General features: G+C 69.2%; 18 protein-coding genes and 2 pseudogenes. 8 read left to right on the top strand and 12 right to left on the bottom strand.

Annotation, left to right across the window (positions count from 1 at the left end):
* Window positions 1-291 precede the first annotated feature (291 nt).
* Window positions 292-768: a tetratricopeptide repeat protein gene (locus tag OG390_RS33040; protein WP_406173019.1), complete on the top strand. Its 477-nt coding sequence runs from the start codon at window positions 292-294 to the stop codon at window positions 766-768.
* A 67-nt stretch (window positions 769-835) separates the two neighbouring features.
* Here the strand turns inward: OG390_RS33040 and rfbD are convergent, their stop codons facing one another.
* Both rfbD and rfbB read right to left on the bottom strand, forming a co-directional pair.
* Window positions 836-1,747 (bottom strand): dTDP-4-dehydrorhamnose reductase, encoded by a 912-nt coding sequence (rfbD, locus tag OG390_RS33035; protein WP_406173018.1) that lies wholly within the window; start codon window positions 1,745-1,747, stop codon window positions 836-838.
* Entirely contained in the window at window positions 1,744-2,718 is a 975-nt protein-coding gene (gene rfbB / locus OG390_RS33030) for a dTDP-glucose 4,6-dehydratase (RefSeq protein WP_406173017.1), read from the bottom strand. Before rfbB ends, rfbD begins: the two co-directional genes overlap by 4 nt.
* A 420-nt stretch (window positions 2,719-3,138) precedes the next feature.
* Between rfbB and OG390_RS33025 the strand changes: the two genes are divergently transcribed.
* The gene (locus OG390_RS33025) at window positions 3,139-3,627 is read left to right on the top strand and encodes a hypothetical protein (protein WP_406173016.1); all 489 of its coding nucleotides are present in this window, start codon (window positions 3,139-3,141) and stop codon (window positions 3,625-3,627) included.
* A gap of 185 nt (window positions 3,628-3,812) precedes the next feature.
* Here OG390_RS33025 and OG390_RS33020 read toward each other — a convergent pair whose 3' ends face one another.
* Entirely contained in the window at window positions 3,813-4,457 is a 645-nt protein-coding gene (locus OG390_RS33020; protein ID WP_406173015.1) for a dTDP-4-dehydrorhamnose 3,5-epimerase family protein, read from the bottom strand.
* Window positions 4,458-4,487: 30 nt separating this feature from the next.
* Window positions 4,488-5,420 carry a glucose-1-phosphate thymidylyltransferase RfbA gene (gene rfbA / locus OG390_RS33015; RefSeq protein WP_406173014.1) on the bottom strand — a complete coding sequence of 311 codons (933 nt, stop codon included), beginning with the start codon at window positions 5,418-5,420 and terminating at the stop codon, window positions 4,488-4,490.
* A gap of 137 nt (window positions 5,421-5,557) precedes the next feature.
* On the opposite strand from rfbA, the gene OG390_RS33010 reads away from it, so the two are divergent.
* A complete protein-coding gene (locus OG390_RS33010; protein WP_406173013.1) occupies window positions 5,558-6,838 on the top strand; it encodes a hypothetical protein in 1,281 nt (426 codons plus the stop codon).
* A gap of 132 nt (window positions 6,839-6,970) precedes the next feature.
* Here OG390_RS33010 and OG390_RS33005 read toward each other — a convergent pair whose 3' ends face one another.
* Window positions 6,971-8,029, bottom strand: coding sequence for a glycosyltransferase family 2 protein (locus tag OG390_RS33005; protein WP_406173012.1), 1,059 nt, complete (start codon window positions 8,027-8,029; stop codon window positions 6,971-6,973).
* A gap of 129 nt (window positions 8,030-8,158) precedes the next feature.
* Between OG390_RS33005 and OG390_RS33000 the strand changes: the two genes are divergently transcribed.
* Window positions 8,159-8,656 (top strand): GtrA family protein, encoded by a 498-nt coding sequence (locus tag OG390_RS33000; protein ID WP_406173011.1) that lies wholly within the window; start codon window positions 8,159-8,161, stop codon window positions 8,654-8,656.
* Between the two features lie 321 nt (window positions 8,657-8,977).
* Window positions 8,978-9,280 (top strand): annotated as a pseudogene (locus OG390_RS32995) (hypothetical protein); the annotation flags it as partial.
* 7 nt (window positions 9,281-9,287) lie between these two features.
* On the opposite strand, the gene OG390_RS32990 reads toward OG390_RS32995, so the two are convergent.
* The 7 genes from OG390_RS32990 to OG390_RS32960 all read right to left on the bottom strand — a co-directional run bounded on the left by OG390_RS32990 (window position 9,288) and on the right by OG390_RS32960 (window position 17,026).
* Window positions 9,288-10,451 (bottom strand): hypothetical protein, encoded by a 1,164-nt coding sequence (locus OG390_RS32990; RefSeq protein ID WP_406173010.1) that lies wholly within the window; start codon window positions 10,449-10,451, stop codon window positions 9,288-9,290.
* Window positions 10,448-11,245 (bottom strand): PP2C family serine/threonine-protein phosphatase, encoded by a 798-nt coding sequence (locus tag OG390_RS32985; RefSeq protein ID WP_406173009.1) that lies wholly within the window; start codon window positions 11,243-11,245, stop codon window positions 10,448-10,450. Before OG390_RS32985 ends, OG390_RS32990 begins: the two co-directional genes overlap by 4 nt.
* A gap of 71 nt (window positions 11,246-11,316) precedes the next feature.
* Complete coding sequence (locus tag OG390_RS32980) at window positions 11,317-12,078, bottom strand: hypothetical protein (protein ID WP_399089077.1); 762 nt, start codon at window positions 12,076-12,078, stop codon at window positions 11,317-11,319.
* Between the two features lie 99 nt (window positions 12,079-12,177).
* Window positions 12,178-13,248, bottom strand: a complete 1,071-nt coding sequence (locus OG390_RS32975; protein ID WP_406173008.1) for a hypothetical protein — start codon at window positions 13,246-13,248, stop codon at window positions 12,178-12,180.
* 117 nt (window positions 13,249-13,365) lie between these two features.
* Entirely contained in the window at window positions 13,366-13,830 is a 465-nt protein-coding gene (locus tag OG390_RS32970) for a hypothetical protein (RefSeq protein ID WP_406173007.1), read from the bottom strand.
* Window positions 13,817-14,803 carry a serine/threonine-protein kinase gene (locus OG390_RS32965; RefSeq protein WP_399089083.1) on the bottom strand — a complete coding sequence of 329 codons (987 nt, stop codon included), beginning with the start codon at window positions 14,801-14,803 and terminating at the stop codon, window positions 13,817-13,819. Before OG390_RS32965 ends, OG390_RS32970 begins: the two co-directional genes overlap by 14 nt.
* Window positions 14,804-15,199: 396 nt before the next feature.
* Window positions 15,200-17,026, bottom strand: a complete 1,827-nt coding sequence (locus OG390_RS32960) for a phosphoenolpyruvate carboxykinase (GTP) (RefSeq protein ID WP_406173006.1) — start codon at window positions 17,024-17,026, stop codon at window positions 15,200-15,202.
* 322 nt (window positions 17,027-17,348) lie between these two features.
* On the opposite strand from OG390_RS32960, the gene OG390_RS32955 reads away from it, so the two are divergent.
* The 3 genes and pseudogenes from OG390_RS32955 to OG390_RS32945 all read left to right on the top strand — a co-directional run bounded on the left by OG390_RS32955 (window position 17,349) and on the right by OG390_RS32945 (window position 20,741).
* Window positions 17,349-18,077, top strand: coding sequence for a hemolysin III family protein (locus tag OG390_RS32955; protein ID WP_406173005.1), 729 nt, complete (start codon window positions 17,349-17,351; stop codon window positions 18,075-18,077).
* A gap of 329 nt (window positions 18,078-18,406) precedes the next feature.
* Window positions 18,407-20,049: pseudogene (locus OG390_RS32950) on the top strand (MFS transporter).
* Window positions 20,046-20,741, top strand: a complete 696-nt coding sequence (locus OG390_RS32945) for a TetR/AcrR family transcriptional regulator (protein WP_406173004.1) — start codon at window positions 20,046-20,048, stop codon at window positions 20,739-20,741. The pseudogene OG390_RS32950 and the gene OG390_RS32945 overlap by 4 nt, the downstream one beginning before the upstream one ends.
* Window positions 20,742-20,745 lie beyond the last annotated feature (4 nt).

The following is a 20,745-nucleotide window of genomic DNA, read 5'->3' as shown; positions in this document are numbered from 1 at the left end:
CCACGCAAAGAGGCTGGGCCGCAACCATTCTCAGGACTCGTGCATTCGAGTGGTCCGAACGCCCCTCGCGCCTGCCGTACAACGGCACCATCGGGGGCGCCTCGTAACGTCGGTGCCGACGACCTGAGACAGGCGAACTCCGTCCGTCCGCCACCTTCCACGAAAAGTGACCAAGTGAAACGTACGAGATTGTGGGCAGGGCTCGCCGCGACGGCGGCGGTCGCCGCCGGGGTGACCGTCTGGGCGCTTCCATCCCCGTCGACGGTGCCGTCGGAATCCAAGCCCGCGTCCGTGACCGAGACCAAGACCAAGAAGCAGGCAAACACGCTTTTGCAGTCCGCACTTCAGAGCCAGGCGCACCAGGATTCCCTTGGGGCTGCCCAGGACTACCGGCATGTGCTGGAACTGGACCCCAAGAACAAGCAAGCCTGGTACGGCCTCGGCCTCATCGAGCAGCAGAACGGCAGGACGGCGGATGCCCGTGCAGCGTACGAGAAGGCTCTCGAGACCGATCCGAAATTCATGTCCGCGCTCTACAGCGAGGCGTTTCTGCTGAGGTCGAGCGATCCCGACCGGGCCATTGAGCTCTTGAAGCGTGCCGTTGCCGCCGATCCGAAATCCACCACGATCCAGCTGCAACTGGGTAACCTCCTCGCCGGGCAGCACCGCAAGGGCGAGGCCGAGGATGTGTTCCGTCATGCGGTCGCGGTCGACCACCGGATCCTTCCCCAAGTGCCGGAAGAGTTCCGGGTTTCCGTGAGCCGCTGAGTGCCTGGCGGCGCGGACGACACCCCGGAAAGCGCCCTGCGGACCCGTCCGGTTCCGCAGGGCGCCTCTACGTGTGGCGGGCACTCGCGCGCGCCGCGGCGGCCGGCCCGGCGAACGCGGGTTCCTTCAGGGCGGCAGCCAGCTGGTCGTCCCACGGGGGGAGGGGGGCGAGGCCGGCCCGCTGCCAGTTGCCGTGACCGAGGACACCGAAGGCCGGGCGGGTGGCCGGGCGCGGGAACTTGTCCGAGCCGACCGGACGGATCCGCTCGGGATCGAGGCCGCTGAGCCGGAAGGTCTCACGCGCCAGGCCGCACCATGTGGCGCGGCCTGCCGCCGTGCCGTGGTAGATGCCGGCCGGTGCCCGTCCGGTCAGCGCGGCACGGCCGAGGGCGGCCAGTTGTCGGGCGAGCGCCCGGGACCAGGTCGGCTGGCCGTGCTGGTCGGCCACCACGTCCAAGGTCTCGCGCCGAGCCGCGAGTTCGAGCATGGTGGCCACGAAATTCCGGCCGTGCGCGCCGTAGAGCCAGGCGGTGCGCACGATGTAGCCGGTGCGCGGCAGCAGTTCGACGACAGCCCGCTCCCCCGCCAGTTTGCTTCGCCCGTACGCGTTGACGGGCTGCGTCGGCGCGTCTTCGGAGTACGGCTGACGGGCGTCGCCCGGGAACACGTAGTCGGTGGAAATGTGGAGCAGGAGCGCTCCGCTGTCCGCGCAGGCGCGTGCGAGGTGGCGGACGCCGGTGCCGTTCACGGCTGTGGCCGCGGCCTCGGACCGCTCGGCGCCGTCGACGTCCGTCCATGCGGCACAGTTGACGACCACTCGGTGACCGGCGACGGCGGCGCGGACGGCTGCCAGGTCGGTGATGTCGAGCCTGTCCCGGCTCAGGCCCGTCACCCTGGCGTCCGGATCGCCGGCGAGCTCGGCCAGCACGTCCTGACCGAGGAGCCCGCGCACACCGGTCACCAGCCAGCTGATGGTCATCGCAGCTCAGCCCTCTCCTTCAGCGGCTCCCACCAGGAGCGGTGTGCGCGGTACCAGGCGACCGTGGCGGCCAGGCCCTCCGTGAAGGACACCTGCGGGGCGTAACCGAGGTGCTCGCGGATCTTGCTGTCGTCCAGTGAGTAGCGGAGGTCGTGGCCTTTGCGGTCGGCCACGTACTCGACCCGGTCCCAGTCCGCGCCGGCCGCGTCCAGCAGCAGGCCGGTGAGCTTGTGGTTGCTCAGCTCGGTCCCGCCGCCGATGTGATAGACCTCCCCCGCCCTGCCGCCGTGCAGGACCAGGTCGATGCCCTGGCAGTGGTCGGAGACGTGCAGCCAGTCGCGGATGTTGCGGCCGTCTCCGTACAGGGGGACCGTCTTCCCGTCGATCAGGTTGGTGATGAAGAGCGGGATGGCCTTCTCGGGGAACTGGTAAGGCCCGTAGTTGTTGGTGCATCGGGTGACCACCACGTCCAGGCCGTGGGTGCGGTGGTAGGCGAGCGCCAGCAGGTCGGAGCCGGCCTTCGACGCGGAGTACGGGGAGTTCGGCGCCAGTGGCCATCCCTCGGTCCACGAGCCTTCGGTGATCGAGCCGTACACCTCGTCGGTGGACACGTGGACGAAGCGGCCGACGCCGTGCCGGTGGGCCGCGTCCAGGAGCACCTGCGTGCCCATCACATTGGTGCGGACGAACGGACCGGCCCCGTCGATCGAGCGGTCCACGTGCGACTCGGCGGCGAAATGGACCACCGCGTCCTGGCCAGCCATCACCTGGTCGACCACGTCCGGGTCACAGATGTCGCCGTGGAGGAAGGTGTAGCCCGGATGCCCCGCGACCGGGGCCAGATTCTGCTCGACCCCCGAGTAAGTGAGTTTGTCCAGGACGGTGACCCGCGCCGACGGATCCGAGTTCAGCCGTCGGCGGACGTATTGCGAACCGATGAATCCAGCACCACCGGTTACCAGGACGCGCATAGTTCTCCAGGTGTCTTGCTGCCCGGCGTTCAGCACCGGGGCTTTCCCTTCCGATGCCGAGGTCGCGGGTGCAGGCACATGCGGACGGTGCCCGCGAGGCCGAAGCCTCGGGGCACCGTCACTAGTTCCCATGTGGAGCGGTCGACCCGCACGGTACTGCCGCTCGCGTGGGATTCACGAGGCGTTGCAGACCACGTACGCAGTGATGAAGGCGGTGCCGATGGGCGAGCCCACGGTAGCTGGGGTCCCAGCCTGCCACCCGTTGGGGATGGTTCCATCAGGGCCGGGGGGAAGGGGCCTGTTGATCGAGATGTTGGCTCCAGTGGCTTCGTATCCGCCGCCGGTGGCCACGTCGCCGGTGTCGCAGGTGACTTCCACGTGGTGGACGTTTACGTCGACAGTCCTCCACTTGTAGTACGTGTGGACGCCGCTGGCGCCCTGGGAGCCCTGAGCACCCTGAGCACCCTGGTAGCCCTGCGGACCCTGGGCACCCTGGGCACCCTGCGGGCCCTGGACACCCACACCGTTCTCACCATTGGCGCCCTGCGCGCCCTGCGCGCCCTGATAGCCCTGCGGACCCTGCGCGCCCTGGGCACCCTGATAGCCCCGCGGACCCTGCGGACCCTGCGGACCCCGCGGACCCTGCGCACCCTGCGCGCCCTGCGCACCCTGCGCGCCCCGCTTGCCATCATGGCCAGGCTTGCCCTGGGGGCCTCGGTCGCCCTTGGGGCCCCGGTCGCCCTTGGGGCCCCGGTCGCCCTTGTGGCCGCCGGCGGGCGCCGCGTGGGAGACAGCGTTGTCTACGCCCGACCTGTGGATCGCATCGGCGATGGCCACCGAGCTCGGCGCAACGTTGAGCACCACCGCGAGAGCGCCCGCCGACACCAGCGTGGCGGACCTCAGGCGTGAACTTCGAATCGTTCTACGGTTCAAGAGAACCTTCCTCAGGAACTGGGAGGGAATCAGACCGCAAGCGCGCGCACTTGGTGCGCTTTATTCGCATGCGCGTCACGTCGCCTTTGGCTACGGACAAAACCATTCTTAATCTCTCGGCAATTGAATGGTCACGGATCACGCCACGACTTGCGCGAGGATCACCCGTGCGGCCTCAATGCACCTACTTTCTCCGCGCCTTCCTCGCAGATTCCTTTGGCAAGCCCTCTGCGATACGCGGCGCAGTCCTGGAAGGAAGGCAGCAGACCATGTCGCCCGGCTTCCTCCAGCGTGGGCGCAGCGGCGTCCTTGTCGGAAAGGCGCGGGGCGAGTTCCTCGGGCCAGGCAATGGCCAATTCTGGGTCGAGCGGGTTGATCCCGTGTTCGCGCTGCGGCGCGTATCCCTCTGAACAGAGGTATACGACCGTGGAATTGTCCTCCAGCGCCATGAAGGCGTGGCCCAGCCCTTCCGAGATGTACACGCAGTGGTGCGTCGTGTCGTCGAGTCTGACCGCCTCCCACTTCCCGAAGCTCGGAGAACCGGTGCGGATGTCGACCACCACATCGAGGACGGCGCCGCTGACGCAAGTGACGTACTTGGCCTGGCCCGGTGGGACCGATGCGTAGTGGATGCCGCGGAGAGTGCCGAGAACGGAGCGGGAGCAGTTGGCCTGTTCGAGTCGGAGCCCCTGGCCGATGGAATCACGAAACCCTTCACTCTTGAACCACTCGTGGAATCTACCCCTGCTGTCCGTGAACACCTTGGGCCTGTCCACCCAGGCCCCTTCGATGCCAAGTGGCTCCATGTGAATACTCCTTTCCACCGCGCAGTCGGTTCAGGGTCGGCCCAGCGGTTCCTGGTGGCGCGATCCGCCACCTCTCTGGGGCAGAACGACATGCCGGTAGTCCTCCAGCAGCCCCAGCAGGTAGTGGCCGTATCCGCTCTTGAGCAGGGGCTGGGCCAGCTCCCGGAGCCGGTCGTCATCGATCAGGCCGGCACGCCACACCGCTTCCTCCACGCACCCGACCTTGAAGCCCTGGCGCTCCTCGATCACCCGGACGAACTCCGAAGCCTGCACCATGGAATTGAAGGTCCCGGTGTCCAGCCACGCGGTGCCGCGGTCCAGCCGCGTGACATGCAGCGCCCCGGCCTCCAGATAGACCCGGTTGAGGTCGGAGATCTCCAACTCGCCCCGGGCGCTGGGCCGCAGACCGCGGGCGATGTCCACGACGTGATGGTCGTAGAAGTAGAGGCCGGGCACGGCATAGCGGGACTTCGGCCGGGCCGGTTTCTCCTCGATGGACAGCGCCCGGCCCGACTCGTCGAACTCCACCACGCCGTAGGCAGAGGGGTTGGCGACCTGGTAGGCGAACACCCTCCCGCCCTTGAGGTCGTCGTCGTGGCGGGCCAGCCGGGTGCCGAGGCCGCTCCCGTAGAAGATGTTGTCGCCCAGGATCAGGGCCACCGACTCGCCGCCGATGAAGTCGGCCCCCAGAAGAAAGGCCTGGGCGATGCCCTCCGGGTGCTCCTGCGCCATGTACTCAAGACGCAGGCCCAGTTGACGGCCGTCGCCGAGCAAGCGGCGGAACTGGTACTGGTCTTCGGGGGTGGTGATGATCAGGATCTCGCGAACACCGGCCATCACCAGTGTGGAAAGCGGGTAGTAGATCATCGGTTTGTCGAAAACCGGCAGCAGTTGCTTCGACACCGAGCGGGTCAGTGGCCACAGTCGCGAGCCGGTGCCCCCGGCCAGGAGAATTCCGCGCATGGCAGCACCATAGGTGAATTGCCCCTTAATGCCGGTTTGTTACACGTCACTAAGGGGTGTTTCGGACATACTGACAGCCGTCGCGCCCGGATGCCGTCCGCACGGCGCGATCGAGCACGACCTGAACGGAGTCCGGAATGCCCGACACAGCCGCCGAGGCCCCCCGCCGGCACACCGCCGACTCGACGGTGCTGGCGCTGACCGCGTACATCACGGTGACGGTAGCCCTCTTGGTCCGTGTACTTCTGCTGCCCGGCGAGTCGTGGGACTACGACACCTTTCTCGAGCCCTGGTACTGGCACATCGTGAGCCACGGCGGGTTCCACGCTCTCGCCGACCCCGGCTTCTCGGACTACAACGTTCCCTACCTCTACCTGATGGCCGCGCTGACCTACCTGCCGCTGTCGTCGCTGGTGGGCATCAAGTGCGTCTCGATCCTTTTCGACCTGGCGCTGGCGTATTACACCTTCCGGATTCTGTTCCTGCTCCGGCCCGCGCACCGGTGGGCGGCCTTCGGCGCGGCCGCGGTCGTACTCTTCCTGCCCACCGTCGTCACCAACAGCGCGTGGTGGGGGCAGTGCGACGCCGTCTTCGCGGCCTTCCTGGTCGGTGGGACCTACCACGCGCTGCGCCCACGGCCGTGGTGGGCGTGCGCGTTCTTCGGGATCGCGCTGGCGTTCAAGTTCCAGGCAGTTTTCCTCTTCCCCTTCCTGCTCGTACTGGTGCTGGTGGGACGGGTGCCGTGGCGGTGCCTGCTCGCCGTTCCCGCGGCGTACCTCGTACTCGATGTCCCGGCCCTCGCGCTCGGCGCCGACCCGGGACGGCTGCTGACGGTCTACGCCCGGCAGACGGACACGTACCACCTCCTCACCATCTACGCGCCGTCCGTCTACCAGTTCCTGTCGGTGCCCGGTAACCCCGACCCCGTGCGCAGCGCGGGCGTTCTGGTCGCGGGGGTGCTTGTGTCGCTCCTGATGGGGCTGGCGGTCCGGTCCCTGCGGCGCGGCCGACGCGGCGTGCCGGACTCCGGCCTTCGCGCTCCGGGACTCACGGACACCCGGATCGTGTTGCTGGCCACCTGCTCGGCGATCGTGGTGCCGTTCCTGCTGCCCTCGATGCACGAGCGGTACTTCTACGTCGCAGACGTGTTCACCGTGATGGCCGCGTTCCTACTGCCCCGGCAGCTTTGGTACGTGCCGATGCTGGTGCAGCTCGCCTCGTTCGGCAGTTACCTGGCGTGCGTTGCCCCGCGCGTGGCTCCGTATCTGTCGATGCCCGCGCACGGTGTGCTGATGCTGCTGGCGCTGATGGCCCTGCTCCGGACGACAGTCCACGAGTTCCGCCACGGGTCCGAAGCGCCGACCGTGCCCGGCCGGCGGGTCGCCGGCAGCACCACGGCCGAGCCGGCCCGGACGTAGCAGCCGCGAAGGACCGGCAGCGGCAGCCGACGCAGTAACCCGGCCCGACGCAGTCCGGTAACGGGAGGTCCTCCCCTACCGACGGCCCGGCGCGATGACATAGCGCGCCGGGCCGTCGCGGGAGACGGACTCCTAGGAGAGGCCCTGGCCGCCGAGGGAGTCCTCTCTGGTTCCCTGGCCGCGTCGCGGGCCCGGCCAGGCGATGCCCATCGTGGGGGCGGCGGCCGTGCCGGTGTCTTCGGCGACGTAGTAGGTCGGGCGTTGACGGACGGCGGTGTAGATGCGGCCGAGGTACTCGCCGAGCACGCCCAGGCAGATGAGCTGAACGGCACCGATGAAGAGCACGGCGATGATCAGGGAGGTCCAGCCGGGGGCGGTGTCGCCCGCCGCGTACACCACCAGTGTGTACACGAGCGTGCCGAGGCAGACGAAGAAGGCGAGGGTGCCGAGCCAGATGGCCAGCCTCAGCGGGGCGACGGAGAAGCTGATGATGCTGTCGACCGCCAGCAGGATCATCTTGCGCAGGGGGTACTTGGTGTGACCAGCGACGCGTGGGTCGCGGTGGTAGGTGACCTCTCCGCTGGGGAAGCCGAACCACGGGACGAGGAGCCGGTACACCTGTGGCTGGTCGGGCAGGGCTTTCAGGGCGTCGAGGGTGTTGCGTGACAGGAGGCGGAAGTCGCCGGCCTGGGCGGGGACATGGGTGCCGACCATGCGCCGCATGAGCCAGTAGTAGGCGCCGGCGGTGCGGCGTTTGAAGCCGCTGTCGGTGGAGCGGTTGGCGCGTACGCCGTAGACGATGTCCAGGTGCTGGGAGCGGGCCAGGGCGAGCATCTCGGGGATCTTCTCCGGGGGGTCCTGGAGATCGGCGTCGAGGCTCGCGGCGTACTGCCCGAGGGCGCGGTGCAGGCCAACGGTCAGCGCGGCCTGGTGTCCACTGTTGCGTCGCAGTCGTACGACCCGCAACTGAGGCCAGATGGCCCGCAGTTCCACCAGTTGTTCGGCGGTCCTGTCCGTGGAGCCGTCGTCCACCGCGACGACCTCGTACGGCTCGCCTGTCCCGTCCAGCACCGGCCGCAGCCGCCCCACCAGCGCCGGCAACGCCTCTTCCTCGTTGAACATCGGAATCACGACCGACAACTCAACCGGTGATTCGATCCGGTCGGTCGAGTCGTGGAGCACATCAATCATTCGGAGATCCGAGCCCATTCTGGAGCGGGTGGACGCACGAAAGCGCCCCGATTTGCTCCCGTACGCTACAGTCTGGGGCTGTTTCAGCACGTTCAGACACACGTCCTCGAACCCCGGGTGCCGTAACCGATGCCGAAGCCCACCGAGCCCGTCCGGGACTCCACTGCGCCCTCCACGGAGCCCTCCACGGAGCCCTCCACGACACCAACGGCCGACATGCCCGCCGACGTGACCGAGGCCGGGGTCGCCCGGCAGCTGCCGGTGTTCGCAATCATCGGTGTGCTGTCCACCACCGCCTATCTGGGCCTGTACACGGTGCTCAGGCCGGCGCTCGACGCCCAGCCCGCCAACCTGGTCTCGCTGCTGATCACCGCTGTGGCGAACACCGCCGCCAACCGCCGATTCACCTTCCGGGTGCACGGCGTGGAGGGGGCTGCCCGCCATCAACTCCAGGGGCTGGTGGCCTTCTTCGCCGGGCTCGCGCTGAGCAGCGGCGCCCTCACCGTGGTGCACCGGACCCTGCCGGACGCGCCGCACGTGGAGGTCGGCGCACTGATCGTGGCCAATGTCGCCGCGACCGCACTTCGCTTCGTATTGCTGCGGCTGTGGGTGTTCACAGGGCCGTAGAGCGACGCTTCCCACCAGCGTGGCCTCCTCGCGGCCGCACGTAGTGGCACCCCCGGTTCCGGTTGCGTACCGGGACCCGGTGGTCACCGTGTGTTCACCACCCGAGACGGGGAATGTTGGATTCCGAGGTGCACGCTCCAGGCGTGAGACGTGCACGCTCCAGGCGTGAGACGTATCGCAGGGATCGTCCTGGCGGTACTGCTGATCGGCGGAGTGGTAGCAGCCGTCGTCGCGGGCCGCAATGGTCAGGACAAGGGCACGGCAACGAAGACCGTGCGGGGAGTGATCGGTTCGGAGAAGGCGGAGTTCTTCGCCGATCCCGACGTGGTGGCCGCGCTGCTGAACCCCGGCTGGGTCGCCGAGGTCCTCGCCCAGGACCCGGAGGGCGTGCACACACTGTCCCGTGCCGTGCGGCAGGACATTCCCGAGGCAGTCGACACCTTCGTACGGACGAGGTGGTGGACCCGGCTGACCCCCGGCAGCGAACCGCCGGAGCGCCATCTGGAGCGCCAACTCACCCTGTTGCACGAGGAGTCGGACCGGCTGGCGGCCTCGCTGCGGGAGACGGAGGCGCGGCGGCAGGAGTCGCACACGCGCTATCTGGAGGACCGGGGGCGCTCGTAGTAACGGCTCATCCCCCGTACGTGGCGATGACGACGAGGATCACCACCACCGCGATCAGCAGGGCGACCTTCAGCGCCGTGCCCCAGGCTCCGCCCGTCCGCTCCTGCTGCCCCGGCGCGTCCGGCAGCGGGACCGGCACCGGCCCGTTGAACACGTCGTGACCCGTCACCGCCGCCCGCGTGCACCACGGGCAGGACGTGAGATGGGAGCCGTACGTGTGCAGCGGGCGGTTCTGGCAGACCCGTACGAGGGAACGCTCCTTGTCCAAGGCGCGCAGCCAGGCCTCCGCCGGGGGGCGGGCCGCAGGGGCGTGCACGCCGGGGCCGAAGGCGGCGCGGGCCAGGGTGAGGAGTTCGGGGGGCAGCACGGAGGGGTCGATGGTGCCGCGCGGGATGACGACCAGCTCGGGGCGTACGACGTAGGAGCAGCTGGCGGCGATGTTGTCCTTGACGGTCGACTCGGAGGCGCTGTCGTGCGGGACGCCGCCGAAGGGGTGGTTGCCTGCGGTCAGCAGCTGGTAGACGAGGACCGCGAGGGCGAAGTCGTCGGTGGCGCGGGTGGCGGGGCCGCCCGCCTGGCGCTCGGGGGACGAGTAGTCGGTGGTGTGCATCAGACAGGGGAAGAGTTCCCCGGTCACCGGATCGTTGAAGGCGATGGAGTCGCAGTCGAGGAAGGTGACGAAGCCGTTGGCGTCGACCACCACGTTGCTGCTGGAGAAGTCGCCGATGACGAGGTTGTCGTAGTGCATGCGGGCGGTCATGAAGGCCAGGTTCCAGGCGACGCCGAGCAGAAAGCGCCAGTCGGCCCGGTCGGGGAAGAGCTTGAGGCGCTGGGCTCGGGTGAACAGGCCGATCAGCTGGACGTGTCGGGGCTCGCCGAAGCGGCGCATGGCGTAGCCGAGGAACTCGCCCCGGGGGCCGCGGGCCAGTGCGGTCGGCCAGGCCAGTTCGGGCGGCTGGGACACGTCGGTGGGGCGGGCGGCGAGCGGGGACATGGTCAGCATCCGCATCAGCCGGCGCTCCTGGTCCAGGCCCGGCGGTTCGCGGTAGAGCTTGACGACGATCCCGTCGTCGCCGACGACCGGGAAGACGGCCGCCTGGCCGCCGCCCTTGAGCGGCAGCGCCGCGAGGGTGACGGGCTTCCCGTCCAGGAACACCGTGAGGCCGCTCATGGCCGCGCCTTGAGCACGGCCCGCAGCAGGGTCTTGTCGTCGGCGTTCAGGGCGGTGAGCCGGTCCGACCTCAGCAGGGTCGCGAGACCCTCGTGGGTGTTGTCGGTCACGGTGTCGAGGGAGCGGAACACGGCGTCGACGAAGGACGTGTTCGGGGACAGCGCGCCGCCGCCGGAGCGGTTGAGCGCGGCCTGCACGAGTCCGTCGGTGGACAGCAGCACCCCGTCGACCCCGTCGTCGGACACGCAGTCGGTGTGCACCCAGCGGGCCGCGTCCGGCGAGGTGAGGAAGACCGTCTCGTTGCTGTACTCGCTGGCCGCCATCGCCTGCGGCAGCAGATGGAACTGGCGCTCCCCGTCCTCCGTGCCGGCGCGCAGGACGACGAATCCGTCGCCCACGGTGAGATGCCCCAGCCAGCCGGGCGCGAGCACCACGACGGTGAGAGTGGTCGCGAAGTCCGCGGCGTCGGCGCCGGTGGCGTCCAGGAACATCTTGCTGACGTCGTGGAAGGCGTCTTCGAGCAACTCGTGCACGGCCTCCCCGGGATGGCAGTCCGTCGCCGCGGCCGCCCGACGCGCGAACTGCTCCGCGGCCAGTTCGACGGCGAGCCGCGACCCCTCCTCGGAGCGCGGCCTGCTGCCCGCGCCGTCCGCGACCGCGAGCACCGCCACGGACGCCGACACCGTGTACGCGCACGCGTCCTGGCAGGGCAGTCCCTGGCGGCGGTGGCGGTAGCCCTCGACGCTCATGCCGTGGATCCGCCACCGCGACTCACGCTCGTCGACTCCGGTCATCGGTCAGGATTCCCCTCCGGTCGTGAGCCAGGACTCGTATCCGGTCGTGAGACTGGATTCGTACGCGGTCATCAGGATTCCCAGGCCGGGCGTTGCGTCTTGAACTGGCTGAAGATCTTCTCGAAGACCTCGTCGCCCGCGCCCTTCTGCTCGGCGTTGGCGCTGGCGGACATCATCTGGAGCAGCTCGCGGAAGGGGAATCCCTGCAGACGGGCGTTGAACTTCGGCGCGAAAGCCTGGAGCACCTGCTCGCCCATGTCGGTGATGCCGCCGACCCCTATCGCGTACAGCCGGAAGCGGCGGGCGCGCTGCTCCTCGGCCAGGACCGGGATCAACCGGTGCCAGGAGTCGGTGAGATGGCCCGTCCCGTCCGTCGGCAGTCCGTCGGTGACCAGGCAGATCTGCGGCCGGTAGTACTGGAGTCCGGAGGCGCGCAGCTCGGCCTTGCGGGCCGCGACGATGTGCATCGACAGCTCCAGCGCCTCCGTCATCAGGGTCACCCCGGCTGCGGTGAGCTGCGGCGGCCGGAACATGTGCGCGGGCACGAAGGGGCTCACCGGGGCGCGCGGGGCGAGGAGTTGGGGACCACGCCAGGCGGCGACGCCCTGGCCGCCGAAGGTGACCACGGCGACCTCGACGCTGTAGCTGAGGCTGACGTCGTCGTGCAGCTCCCGGGTCCACTCCATGAGCGCGTTGTTGAGCGTCTGGATCGGCTGTCCCGCCATGGAGCTCGAGGTGTCGAGACAGAGCACCAGGGGCAGGCGCTGCGCGTTGTTCTCGAACTCGATGTCGGCGTACTCCGCCGGCAGCGTGGGCGGGTATTCGCTGTGCATCTCTGTTTCTCCTGGTCTGGGGCCGGGTGCCGTTGTTCTCGGGTCCGGGCGCCGTTGTGCTCAGGTCCGGGCGCCGTTGTCCTCAGGGCGCCGTTGTTCTCAGGTCCGGGTGCCTTTGGCGTGCCGTCCGGTGGTCGGAGGGAACGCGTACAGGACGTCGGAGTCCCGCTCCCGCGCGTCGGTGACGTCGACGAGTCCGCCGGGAGCGGGCGGCGGCCGCCCGGGGTCGGCCCACACCGCCCGGTACAGCACGCGGTCCAGCTCGACATAGCCCTGCGGATGCAGTTCGGTGCGGACGACGGCGGACCTGGCGGGGCCCGGCACGTTTCCGCCCCGCCGCCCGTACTTGGGCGTCGGCGTGACTCGGAGGCGGGTGGTGGTCTCGTCGTGTGTCCGGGCGTGGGCGGTCGCGGGCACGGCGCCCACGCCGGGCGCGGCGAGGGCACGGCGAGGCAGCGCGCCCACCGCCTGGGAGGACCGCCGGATCAGGAACAGCAGGACGGTGAGGAGGAGGACGAGTACGACGCAGAGGACGGCGAGGATCTGGGTGGTGGTGTCCCAGCCCGAGCCGGAGGAGCCGGCGTGGGGCGGAGGCGACGGGGACTTTGTGGGAGACGGGCTCTTGGAAACGGGTGTTCGGCCGTCGGCGATGCTGTACGCGTGCTGCTTGGACAGGTCGGTCGCCTGATTCTGGGCGATCAGGTCACGACCGTTCAGCGCACCCTTGGCGAGCTGGGCGCACAGGTCCTTGGGGTTGTCGGAGTTCTTGGGGTCGCAGACCGGGAGGCTCGCCAGCTCGTTCACGGCCTCGGTCGTCAGCGGGTCGATCGTGGCGCCCGGATCGACGAGACGGGCGCCGGGCCTCGCCAGCAGGAGGAGCGCGGTTCCACCCGCTCCGGTGTGCCCGCCCTTCGGTACCTCGACCACGAGCTTGGCACGGTCGCCCCACAGGGTCTGCTCGACGTCCTTGCGCTCCTTCGCGCTGCCGTCGAACACCACTGCCTCGTCCAGGGTGACCCGGACGGTCCCCTGGCCGATCCATCGGGACCAGCACTGGAGGCGCTCCTTGAAGTCCTTGCCGCACACCTCGTCGGCCGACGCCGTCGCCCCCGCGGGAGCCAGCACGATCAGCACGCCGAAAAGCACGGTGAAGTAGAGCGAACGCCGCATCGGCAACCCCCCGTGGCCTGAAAGGCACACCCCCGTGGCCCTGAAAGGCACTCGCCCATAGTGGGGGCAACCGGCGTGCGCCCGGAAGGGGTTTGGGGCACACGACGGATTTCACTTCTACAACTTGAAAACCTGATGGCAGCGGGTGAACATCTGCCGCGCCCGTTCCACCCAATCACTGGCCAGAGCATCGAAATCCGCTTGCGTCATCCGGCAGGTCAACGGGAGATCGCAGACGCCGGCGAGGCAGGGCCGCGGCCCCCGTACGTCCCACACGGACAGCATGGGATTCAACTGTTCGGTATTCCATGCGTTCGACGCCGCCGCGGCGACGGCGAGTTGATCCTGACGCAGATAATGACCGTCGGTCGCAAAAGCGACAAGGAGCCGTTTGGTGGTCATGAATCTCACCGTGACCATCCGCCCCGTTTCCTTGAGATCGAATTGCATGGACACAGAAACGGTGTCGGTCACGATGTGGTAATTCCGCCGGGCCACCCAGTTCTGCACCAACTGCCGCCAGTGCGTGCCTATTTCGAGGATCTCGTGGCCGCGGCCGGGAAAGGACTCAGGCGTCGCCACGACCCACCGCCTCGGCGACCATCGCGTCGGTCAGCCCGGCGTCCAGCAGCGCCTGGGCATGCAGCAGCAGGCAGGAGGGCACGGACACACTCGTCCCCTGCTTGCGGCGGCCGGCCAGGTCACGGGTGCGCGCCTTGATGCTGTGGGCCACGGTGGGCGGCGGCCAGGACGCGGACTTCGGCGCCTGCTCCAGCAACTCGGCAAGCAGCTCGCCGAGTTGGGGCCGGTCCTCGGGCCGCTTGGCCAGACAGTGCGCGATCAGCTCGCGCATGGACGCGGGTACGCCGTCGAGCTCGGGCTCGGCGAGGACGACCCGGTAGCGCACCGCCTCCCCGCTGCCGTGCGGCGGGCGGCCCGTCAGGGCGTAGACCAGCACTCCGCCGAGGGAGAAGACGTCGCTGGGCGGGCCCACCGGCGCGCCCTTGATCTGCTCGGGCGACATGAAGGGCGGAGTGCCGACGACGACGCCCACCTGAGTGAGTCCGGGGGCGCCGTCGACGCGGGAGATGCCGAAGTCGATGACGCGGGGCCCGTCGGAGGCGAGGAGCACATTCGCCGGTTTCAGGTCCCGGTGCACCACGCGAGCGGCGTGGATGGCCTGAAGCGCCTCGACCAGGCCCGCGCCGAGCGGCCGCACCTGCGGCTCGGGCAGTGGTCCGTCCGTACGAACGGCCTCGGCGAGCGAGGGTCCGGGCACATACATCGTGGCCAGCCACGGCAGTTCGGCCTCGGTGTCGGCGTCGATCACGGCTGCGGTGTACGCGCCGCTCACCACCCGCGCGGCCGCGACCTCGCGCGCGAAGCGCTCTCTGAACTCGCCCTCCGCCGCGAGCTCGGGCCGCACCACCTTCACGGCGACCTCGCGCCCGGCGGGCGAACGGCCGAGATACACCCATCCCATCCCGCCGGAGCCCAGCCGCCCCACGATGCGGTACGGCCCGATCTTCATGGGGTCGCTGACCGGTGTGCGCACCCCGCTCACCTCATTTCGGGGTTCGTTGCAGGATGTCCCGAGTGTCCCGCGAAATGCCGTGCACGGCAGAGGTGATGACGGAAGTGGGGGGCAGGATTACGTTCGACGCGCGCGGCGGCAGGCCGGAGGTTTTTCGCCCCCTCCGCCCCTACCCGTCCCGTACCCGGGGGCTGCGCCCCCGGACCCCCGCCAAAAGACTGCGCGGTTCCCCGCGCCCCTGAAAGGGCGCGGGGAACTGCGCGGCAAGCCCCCACCCACCCGCAGCCGCAAGGCTGGTGCGGGATGGGCAGGGGCGGAGGGGGCGACAAAACCCGGCATCGACGTCACCGCGGCCGGTCTTGACGACGTCGCAGGTCAGGGCAGAGCCGGACCGGCCGCGGAGCTTGACGGCGGGCGTCAGCCCAGGCGCTGTACCAGCGCGCGGTACTCGTCCCACAGCTCCTTCGGCGTGTGCTCGCCGAAGGTGTTGAGGTGCTCGGGAACCAGCGCGGCTTCCTCGCGCCACACGTCCTTGTCGACGGTGAGCAGGAAGTCGAGGTCGGACTCCGAGAGGTCGAGACCGTTGGTGTCCAGGGCCCCCTTGGCCGGCAGGATGCCGATGGGCGTCTCGACACCCTCGGCCTTGCCGTCGAGGCGCTGGACGATCCACTTCAGGACACGGCTGTTCTCACCGAAGCCCGGCCACACGAACTTGCCCGCGTCGTTCTTGCGGAACCAGTTCACGTAGTAGATCTTCGGGAGCTTCGCCTGGTCCTTGTCCTTGGCGACGTCGACCCAGTGGCCCATGTAGTCGCCCATGTTGTAGCCGCAGAACGGCAGCATGGCGAACGGGTCGCGGCGCAGCTCGCCGACCTTGCCCTCGGCTGCGGCGGTTTTCTCGGAGGCGACGTTCGCACCGAGGAAGACGCCGTGGTTCCAGTCGAAGGACTCCGTCACCAGCGGCACCGCGCTGGCGCGGCGGCCGCCGAAGAGGATCGCCGAGATCGGCACGCCCTTGGGGTCCTCCCACTCGGGCGCGATGATCGGGCACTGCGAGGCGGGGACGGTGAAGCGGGCGTTGGGGTGCGCGGCGGGCGTACCGGACTCGGGGGTCCAGTCATTGCCCTTCCAGTCGGTGAGGTGCGCCGGAGTCTCCTCCGTCATGCCCTCCCACCAGATGTCGTTGTCGTCGGTCAGCGCGACGTTCGTGAAGACGGAGTTGCCCCACAGTGTCTTCATCGCGTTGGCGTTGGTGTGCTCACCGGTGCCGGGCGCGACGCCGAAGAAGCCGGCCTCGGGGTTGATCGCGTACAGCTGCCCGTCCTCGCCGAACCGCATCCACGCGATGTCGTCGCCGATCGTCTCGACCGTCCAGCCGGAGATGGTGGGCTCCAGCATGGCGAGGTTCGTCTTGCCGCAGGCGCTCGGGAAGGCGGCGGCGACGTACTTGGACTCGCCCTGCGGCGGCGTCAGCTTCAGGATGAGCATGTGCTCGGCCAGCCAGCCCTCGTCGCGCGCCATGACGGAGGCGATGCGCAGGGCGTAGCACTTCTTGCCGAGCAGCGCGTTGCCGCCGTAGCCCGAGCCGTACGACCAGATCTCGCGCGTCTCGGGGAAGTGCGAGATGTACTTCGTGGAGTTGCAGGGCCACGGCACGTCCGCCTCGCCCTCGGCCAGCGGCGCTCCGAGCGTGTGCACAGCACGCACGAAGAAGCCGTCGGTGCCGAGTTCGTCGAGGACCGGCTGTCCCATGCGCGTCATCGTGCGCATGGACACGGCGACGTAGGCGGAGTCGGTGATCTCGACGCCTATCGCGGACAGGTCCGAGCCGAGCGGGCCCATGCAGAACGGGACGACGTACATCGTCCGGCCCTTCATCGAGCCACGGAAGACGCCCTGCTCACCGGCGAAGATCTCCCGCATCTCGGCGGGGGCCTTCCAGTGGTTGGTCGGGCCCGCGTCCTCCTCCTTCTCGGAGCAGATGAACGTCCGGTCCTCGACCCGCGCGACATCGGTCGGGTCGGAAGCGGCGTAGTACGAATTGGGGCGCTTGATCGGGTCGAGCTTCTTGAAGGTGCCCTTGCGGACGAGCTCCTCGCTCAGTCGCTCGTATTCGGCCTCGGATCCGTCACACCAGACCACGCTGTCCGGCTGGGTCAGTTCTGCGATCTCGTTGACCCACGAGATCAGTTCTTTGTGATGGGTGGGGACGACCGTAGTGGGAGCCGCGATGTCGCGCGCCACGATTGCTCCTAAATGAGGGGTTTTGTTGTTGGCCCCGTGGGGGCTGCGACCCGGATGCTTCACGGTGGTGAACCTCTGGCGCTCATCCGGTGCCGACCGCACTCATTTGATCATCCGACTGAACCGCGCATATGTCCATAGGACGTCACACCTGAGCGGAGTGAGCATCGCCACTCGCCGGAAGGTTTCCCTCCACACACCCCGGGTTCACCCCGGATACCCCTGAGAAGTCCCGCCACCCGCGTGAGAGCATGGCCACTATTGGCGGCTCATCACGCCGGACCGATACGTAACTTACGGTTCCGTAGGTACGATTCGACGCATGACTGCGCCCGTCCCCGACGCGTCCACGGACCCACCGGCCGCCGGCCTCGGTTCCCTCGCGCGCTCCCTGCCGCACCCGTCCCTGCCGGACGAGATCAAGCCCAAGCTCCGCGGCTGGCTTCATCTCGGCATGTTTCCGGCCGCACTCATCTCCGGCCTGGTACTCACCGCTCTCGCGGACTCGCCACGCGGCCGCATCGCCTGCGGGATCTTCGCCCTCACGGCCTGCCTGCTGTTCGGAGTGAGCGCGCTCTACCACCGCGGCAACTGGGGCCCGCGCATGGACGGCGTGCTGCGCAGGCTCGACCACGCGAACATCTTCCTGATCATCGCGGGCACCTACACACCCCTGACGATGCTGCTGCTGCCGGGCACCAAGGGGCAGTGGCTCCTGTGGGGCATCTGGGGCGCGGCAGTGGCCGGCATCATCTTCCGCGTGTTCTGGGTCGGCGCCCCGCGCTGGCTCTACACCCCGTGTTACATCGCAATGGGCTGGGCGGCCGTCTTCTTCCTCCCGGACTTCATGCGCACGGGCGGGGTCGCCGTCCTCGTGCTGGTGATCGTCGGCGGTCTGCTCTACAGCGCGGGCGGCGTGATCTACGGGATCAAGCGCCCCAACCCGTCACCGCGCTGGTTCGGCTTCCACGAGGTCTTCCACTCCTTCACCCTCGCGGCGTTCGTCGTGCACTACGTCGGAATCTCGCTGGTGGCCTATCAGCACGGGTGACCTGCGGCCCGGCTCCCCGCCGGGTCTTTCCGACCGACTCCTCCTCAGTGGCCGTGGCGTGGAAGCCGCGGCCACTTCGCATGTCAGGACGGCGACGCCCACCAGCACCAGGCCGACGACGGCCGGCGTGCCCCCGGCGATGAATCCGGCCACACACAGCACCGCCGCCAGCAGCGCCACCACCCTCGTCACCACGACGTTCATCTCACCCTCCCCTCCAGTGATCACATTCCGTACCTCGCCCCGATCTCAGAGTGACACGGGGCACTGACAATGAACCCAACCGAATAGATTGACAGGTGCCATCTTTTGAGAGTTACTCCCATTTCATGGTGACTCTCACTCAGGACGGCGCCGAACGGCGCGACCCTCGCCGCTGGTGGGCCCTTGGCGCCCTGGTCGCGAGCATGCTCGTGCTCGGTTTCGACATGACGATCCTCAACGTGGCGCTGCCGACGATGGCCCGTGACCTGGGCGCATCCACCGGACAGCAGCAGTGGACGGCGGACGCGTACGTCGTCGTCTTCGCTTCCCTGATGCTTCCGGCGGGCCTGCTCGGCGACCGCTTCGGACGGCGCCGGATGCTCATCACCGGCCTCGGCATCTTCCTGGCCGGCTCCCTGGTCGGCGCCCTCGTCGACGATGCCACCCCGGTGATCGTCGCCCGCGCCCTGATGGGTGTCGGCGGCGCGCTCGTGATGCCGCTCGCGATGGCCGTGCTGCCCTCGCTGTTCGGACCCGACGAGCGCACCAAGGCCGTGGGCGCGGTCTCCGCCGCCTCCGCCCTCGGTCTGCCGCTCGGTCCGATCGTCGGCGGCTGGCTGCTCGACCACTTCTGGTGGGGTTCGGTCTTCCTGGTCAACGTGCCGATGGCCGCCATCGGCATCGCCGCCTGCGTCTTCCTGCTCCCCGAGACCCTCCCCCACTCTCGGCTGCGCCCGAGCGGGGGGACCCCCATCCCGGCCTCGCCCAAGGTCGACGCCGTCTCCACCGCTCTCACCGCGGCCGGCCTCAGCATCCTGATCTACGCGATCATCGAGGCCCCGCACCGAGGCTGGGGCGACCCGCTGATCCTCGGCTTCTTCACGGCCGCGATCGCCCTGGTCGCACTGCTCGTCGTCCGCGAACGCCGCAGCGTACGCCCGATGCTGGACCTCTCCCTCCTCGCCCAGCGCGGCTTTCTGCTCAACACGCTCGCCGCGACCCTCGTCATGTTCGTGCTGTCCGGGCTGATGTTCGTGCTGCCGCAGTATCTGCAGGCGGTGCTGGGGCACGACGCCCTCGCCACCGGAGTGCGGATGCTGCCGATGATGGGCGGACTGCTGATCGCCTCCCGGGGCGCCGGGCCTGTGCTGACCAAGTTCGGACCGCGCGCGGTGATCAGCGCCGGACTCGTCGCCCTCGCCTTCGCCGCGATACTCGGCAGCCGTACGTCCGTCGACGACGGCTACGGCTTCACCGCCCTGTGGCTGTCCATCGCCGGACTCGGCTTCGGCTTCGCCGTGGTCCCGGCGATGTCCGCCGCCCTCGGCGCCCTGCCCCGCGCCCGCGCCGGCTGGGGGTCCCCCCACGTCCTTAAGGCAGTGGGGGAGGCTCCGGGCTCCTCATGACGGTGCGCCAGGTGGGCAGCGCGATCGGCATCGCCCTGCTGGGCTCGCTCCTCGCGAGCGCGTACAGCGACCGGCTGGACACCTCCGGCCTGCCGCACTCGGTCGCGGGCACCGCCTCCGACTCCGTGGTCGGCGCCCATGTGGTCGCCGCGCGGCTCGGGGACCGCGCGCTCGCCGCCTCCGCGGACGCCTCGTACGTCCACGGCATGGACCTGGTCCTGCTGGTCAGCGGGATCGCGGCACTCGTCACCGCGCTGCTGGCCGCAGCGCTGCTGCCGAACCCCGAGCCGGCCCCCGACACCGCCCCCGGCCCCGAGGAGGACACCGACATGGCCCCGTCCCCCGCGGATGCCGGACAATGAGCACCATGGCCGCCACCGCACACAGCTCCACTCCCGGCGCGGTGCCCCAGCCGGGGCTCCGCGAGCGGAAGAAGATGAAGACCCGGATCGCGATCCGCGACGCGACGTATCGACTGATCCAGGAGCAGGGGTACGACGCGACGACCATCGAGCAGATCGCGGAGGCGGCCGAGGTCTCCCCGTCCACGGTGTTCCGCTACTTCCCGACCAAGGAGGACATCGTCCTCACGGACGAGCACGACCCGATCCTCGAGCAGGAGCTGCGGGCGCGGCCCGCGGACGAGCCGTGGTTCGACTCCCTGCGGTTCGTGTTGCGCAAGGCCATCGGCCTCGGGAACACCGAGGAGCCCGAGGTGACACGGCTGCGGACGCGGCTGATGGTCGAGGTCCCCGCGGTGCGCGCCCGGATGATGGAGAGCATGTCGGTCACCGGCCGCCTGCTGTGCCGGGCCATCGGGGAGCGCGTCGGCCGGGACCCGGAGAGTCTCGAAGTACGCGTCTTCGCGATGTCGCTGATCGGCGGCCTGATGGAGACCTCCCTGTACTGGGCCGAGGGCGGCCACCAGGAGGACTTCGCCGATGTCGTCGACCGCGCGGTGGACGTCCTGGAACACGGCCTGACCCCCGCGGCCCGGACTCTGCCCGCCGCCGGAAACCCGGAGGCCACGGCCACCCCCGACATGACATCCTGACCAT

The organism is Streptomyces sp. NBC_00996 (genome assembly GCF_045162675.1).
Lineage (GTDB): Bacteria > Actinomycetota > Actinomycetes > Streptomycetales > Streptomycetaceae > Streptomyces.
Note: the sequence above shows the minus strand (reverse complement) of the source record. Positions and strands in the feature narration are given on the sequence as shown.

Coding starts and splice junctions, on each gene's coding strand:
- rfbA (WP_406173014.1), bottom strand. CDS start 5,420: ATGCGCGGAATTCTCCTGGCCGGGGGCACCGGCTCGCGACTGTGGCCA.
- rfbD (WP_406173018.1), bottom strand. CDS start 1,747: ATGACCATCAGCTGGCTGGTGACCGGTGTGCGCGGGCTCCTCGGTCAG.
- OG390_RS32955 (WP_406173005.1), top strand. CDS start 17,349: ATGACTGCGCCCGTCCCCGACGCGTCCACGGACCCACCGGCCGCCGGC.
- OG390_RS33020 (WP_406173015.1), bottom strand. CDS start 4,457: ATGGAGCCACTTGGCATCGAAGGGGCCTGGGTGGACAGGCCCAAGGTG.
- OG390_RS33000 (WP_406173011.1), top strand. CDS start 8,159: ATGCCGAAGCCCACCGAGCCCGTCCGGGACTCCACTGCGCCCTCCACG.
- OG390_RS32980 (WP_399089077.1), bottom strand. CDS start 12,078: ATGCACAGCGAATACCCGCCCACGCTGCCGGCGGAGTACGCCGACATC.
- OG390_RS32990 (WP_406173010.1), bottom strand. CDS start 10,451: ATGAGCGGCCTCACGGTGTTCCTGGACGGGAAGCCCGTCACCCTCGCG.
- OG390_RS32975 (WP_406173008.1), bottom strand. CDS start 13,248: ATGCGGCGTTCGCTCTACTTCACCGTGCTTTTCGGCGTGCTGATCGTG.
- rfbB (WP_406173017.1), bottom strand. CDS start 2,718: ATGCGCGTCCTGGTAACCGGTGGTGCTGGATTCATCGGTTCGCAATAC.
- OG390_RS33005 (WP_406173012.1), bottom strand. CDS start 8,029: ATGATTGATGTGCTCCACGACTCGACCGACCGGATCGAATCACCGGTT.
- OG390_RS33010 (WP_406173013.1), top strand. CDS start 5,558: ATGCCCGACACAGCCGCCGAGGCCCCCCGCCGGCACACCGCCGACTCG.
- OG390_RS32985 (WP_406173009.1), bottom strand. CDS start 11,245: ATGACCGGAGTCGACGAGCGTGAGTCGCGGTGGCGGATCCACGGCATG.
- OG390_RS32945 (WP_406173004.1), top strand. CDS start 20,046: ATGAGCACCATGGCCGCCACCGCACACAGCTCCACTCCCGGCGCGGTG.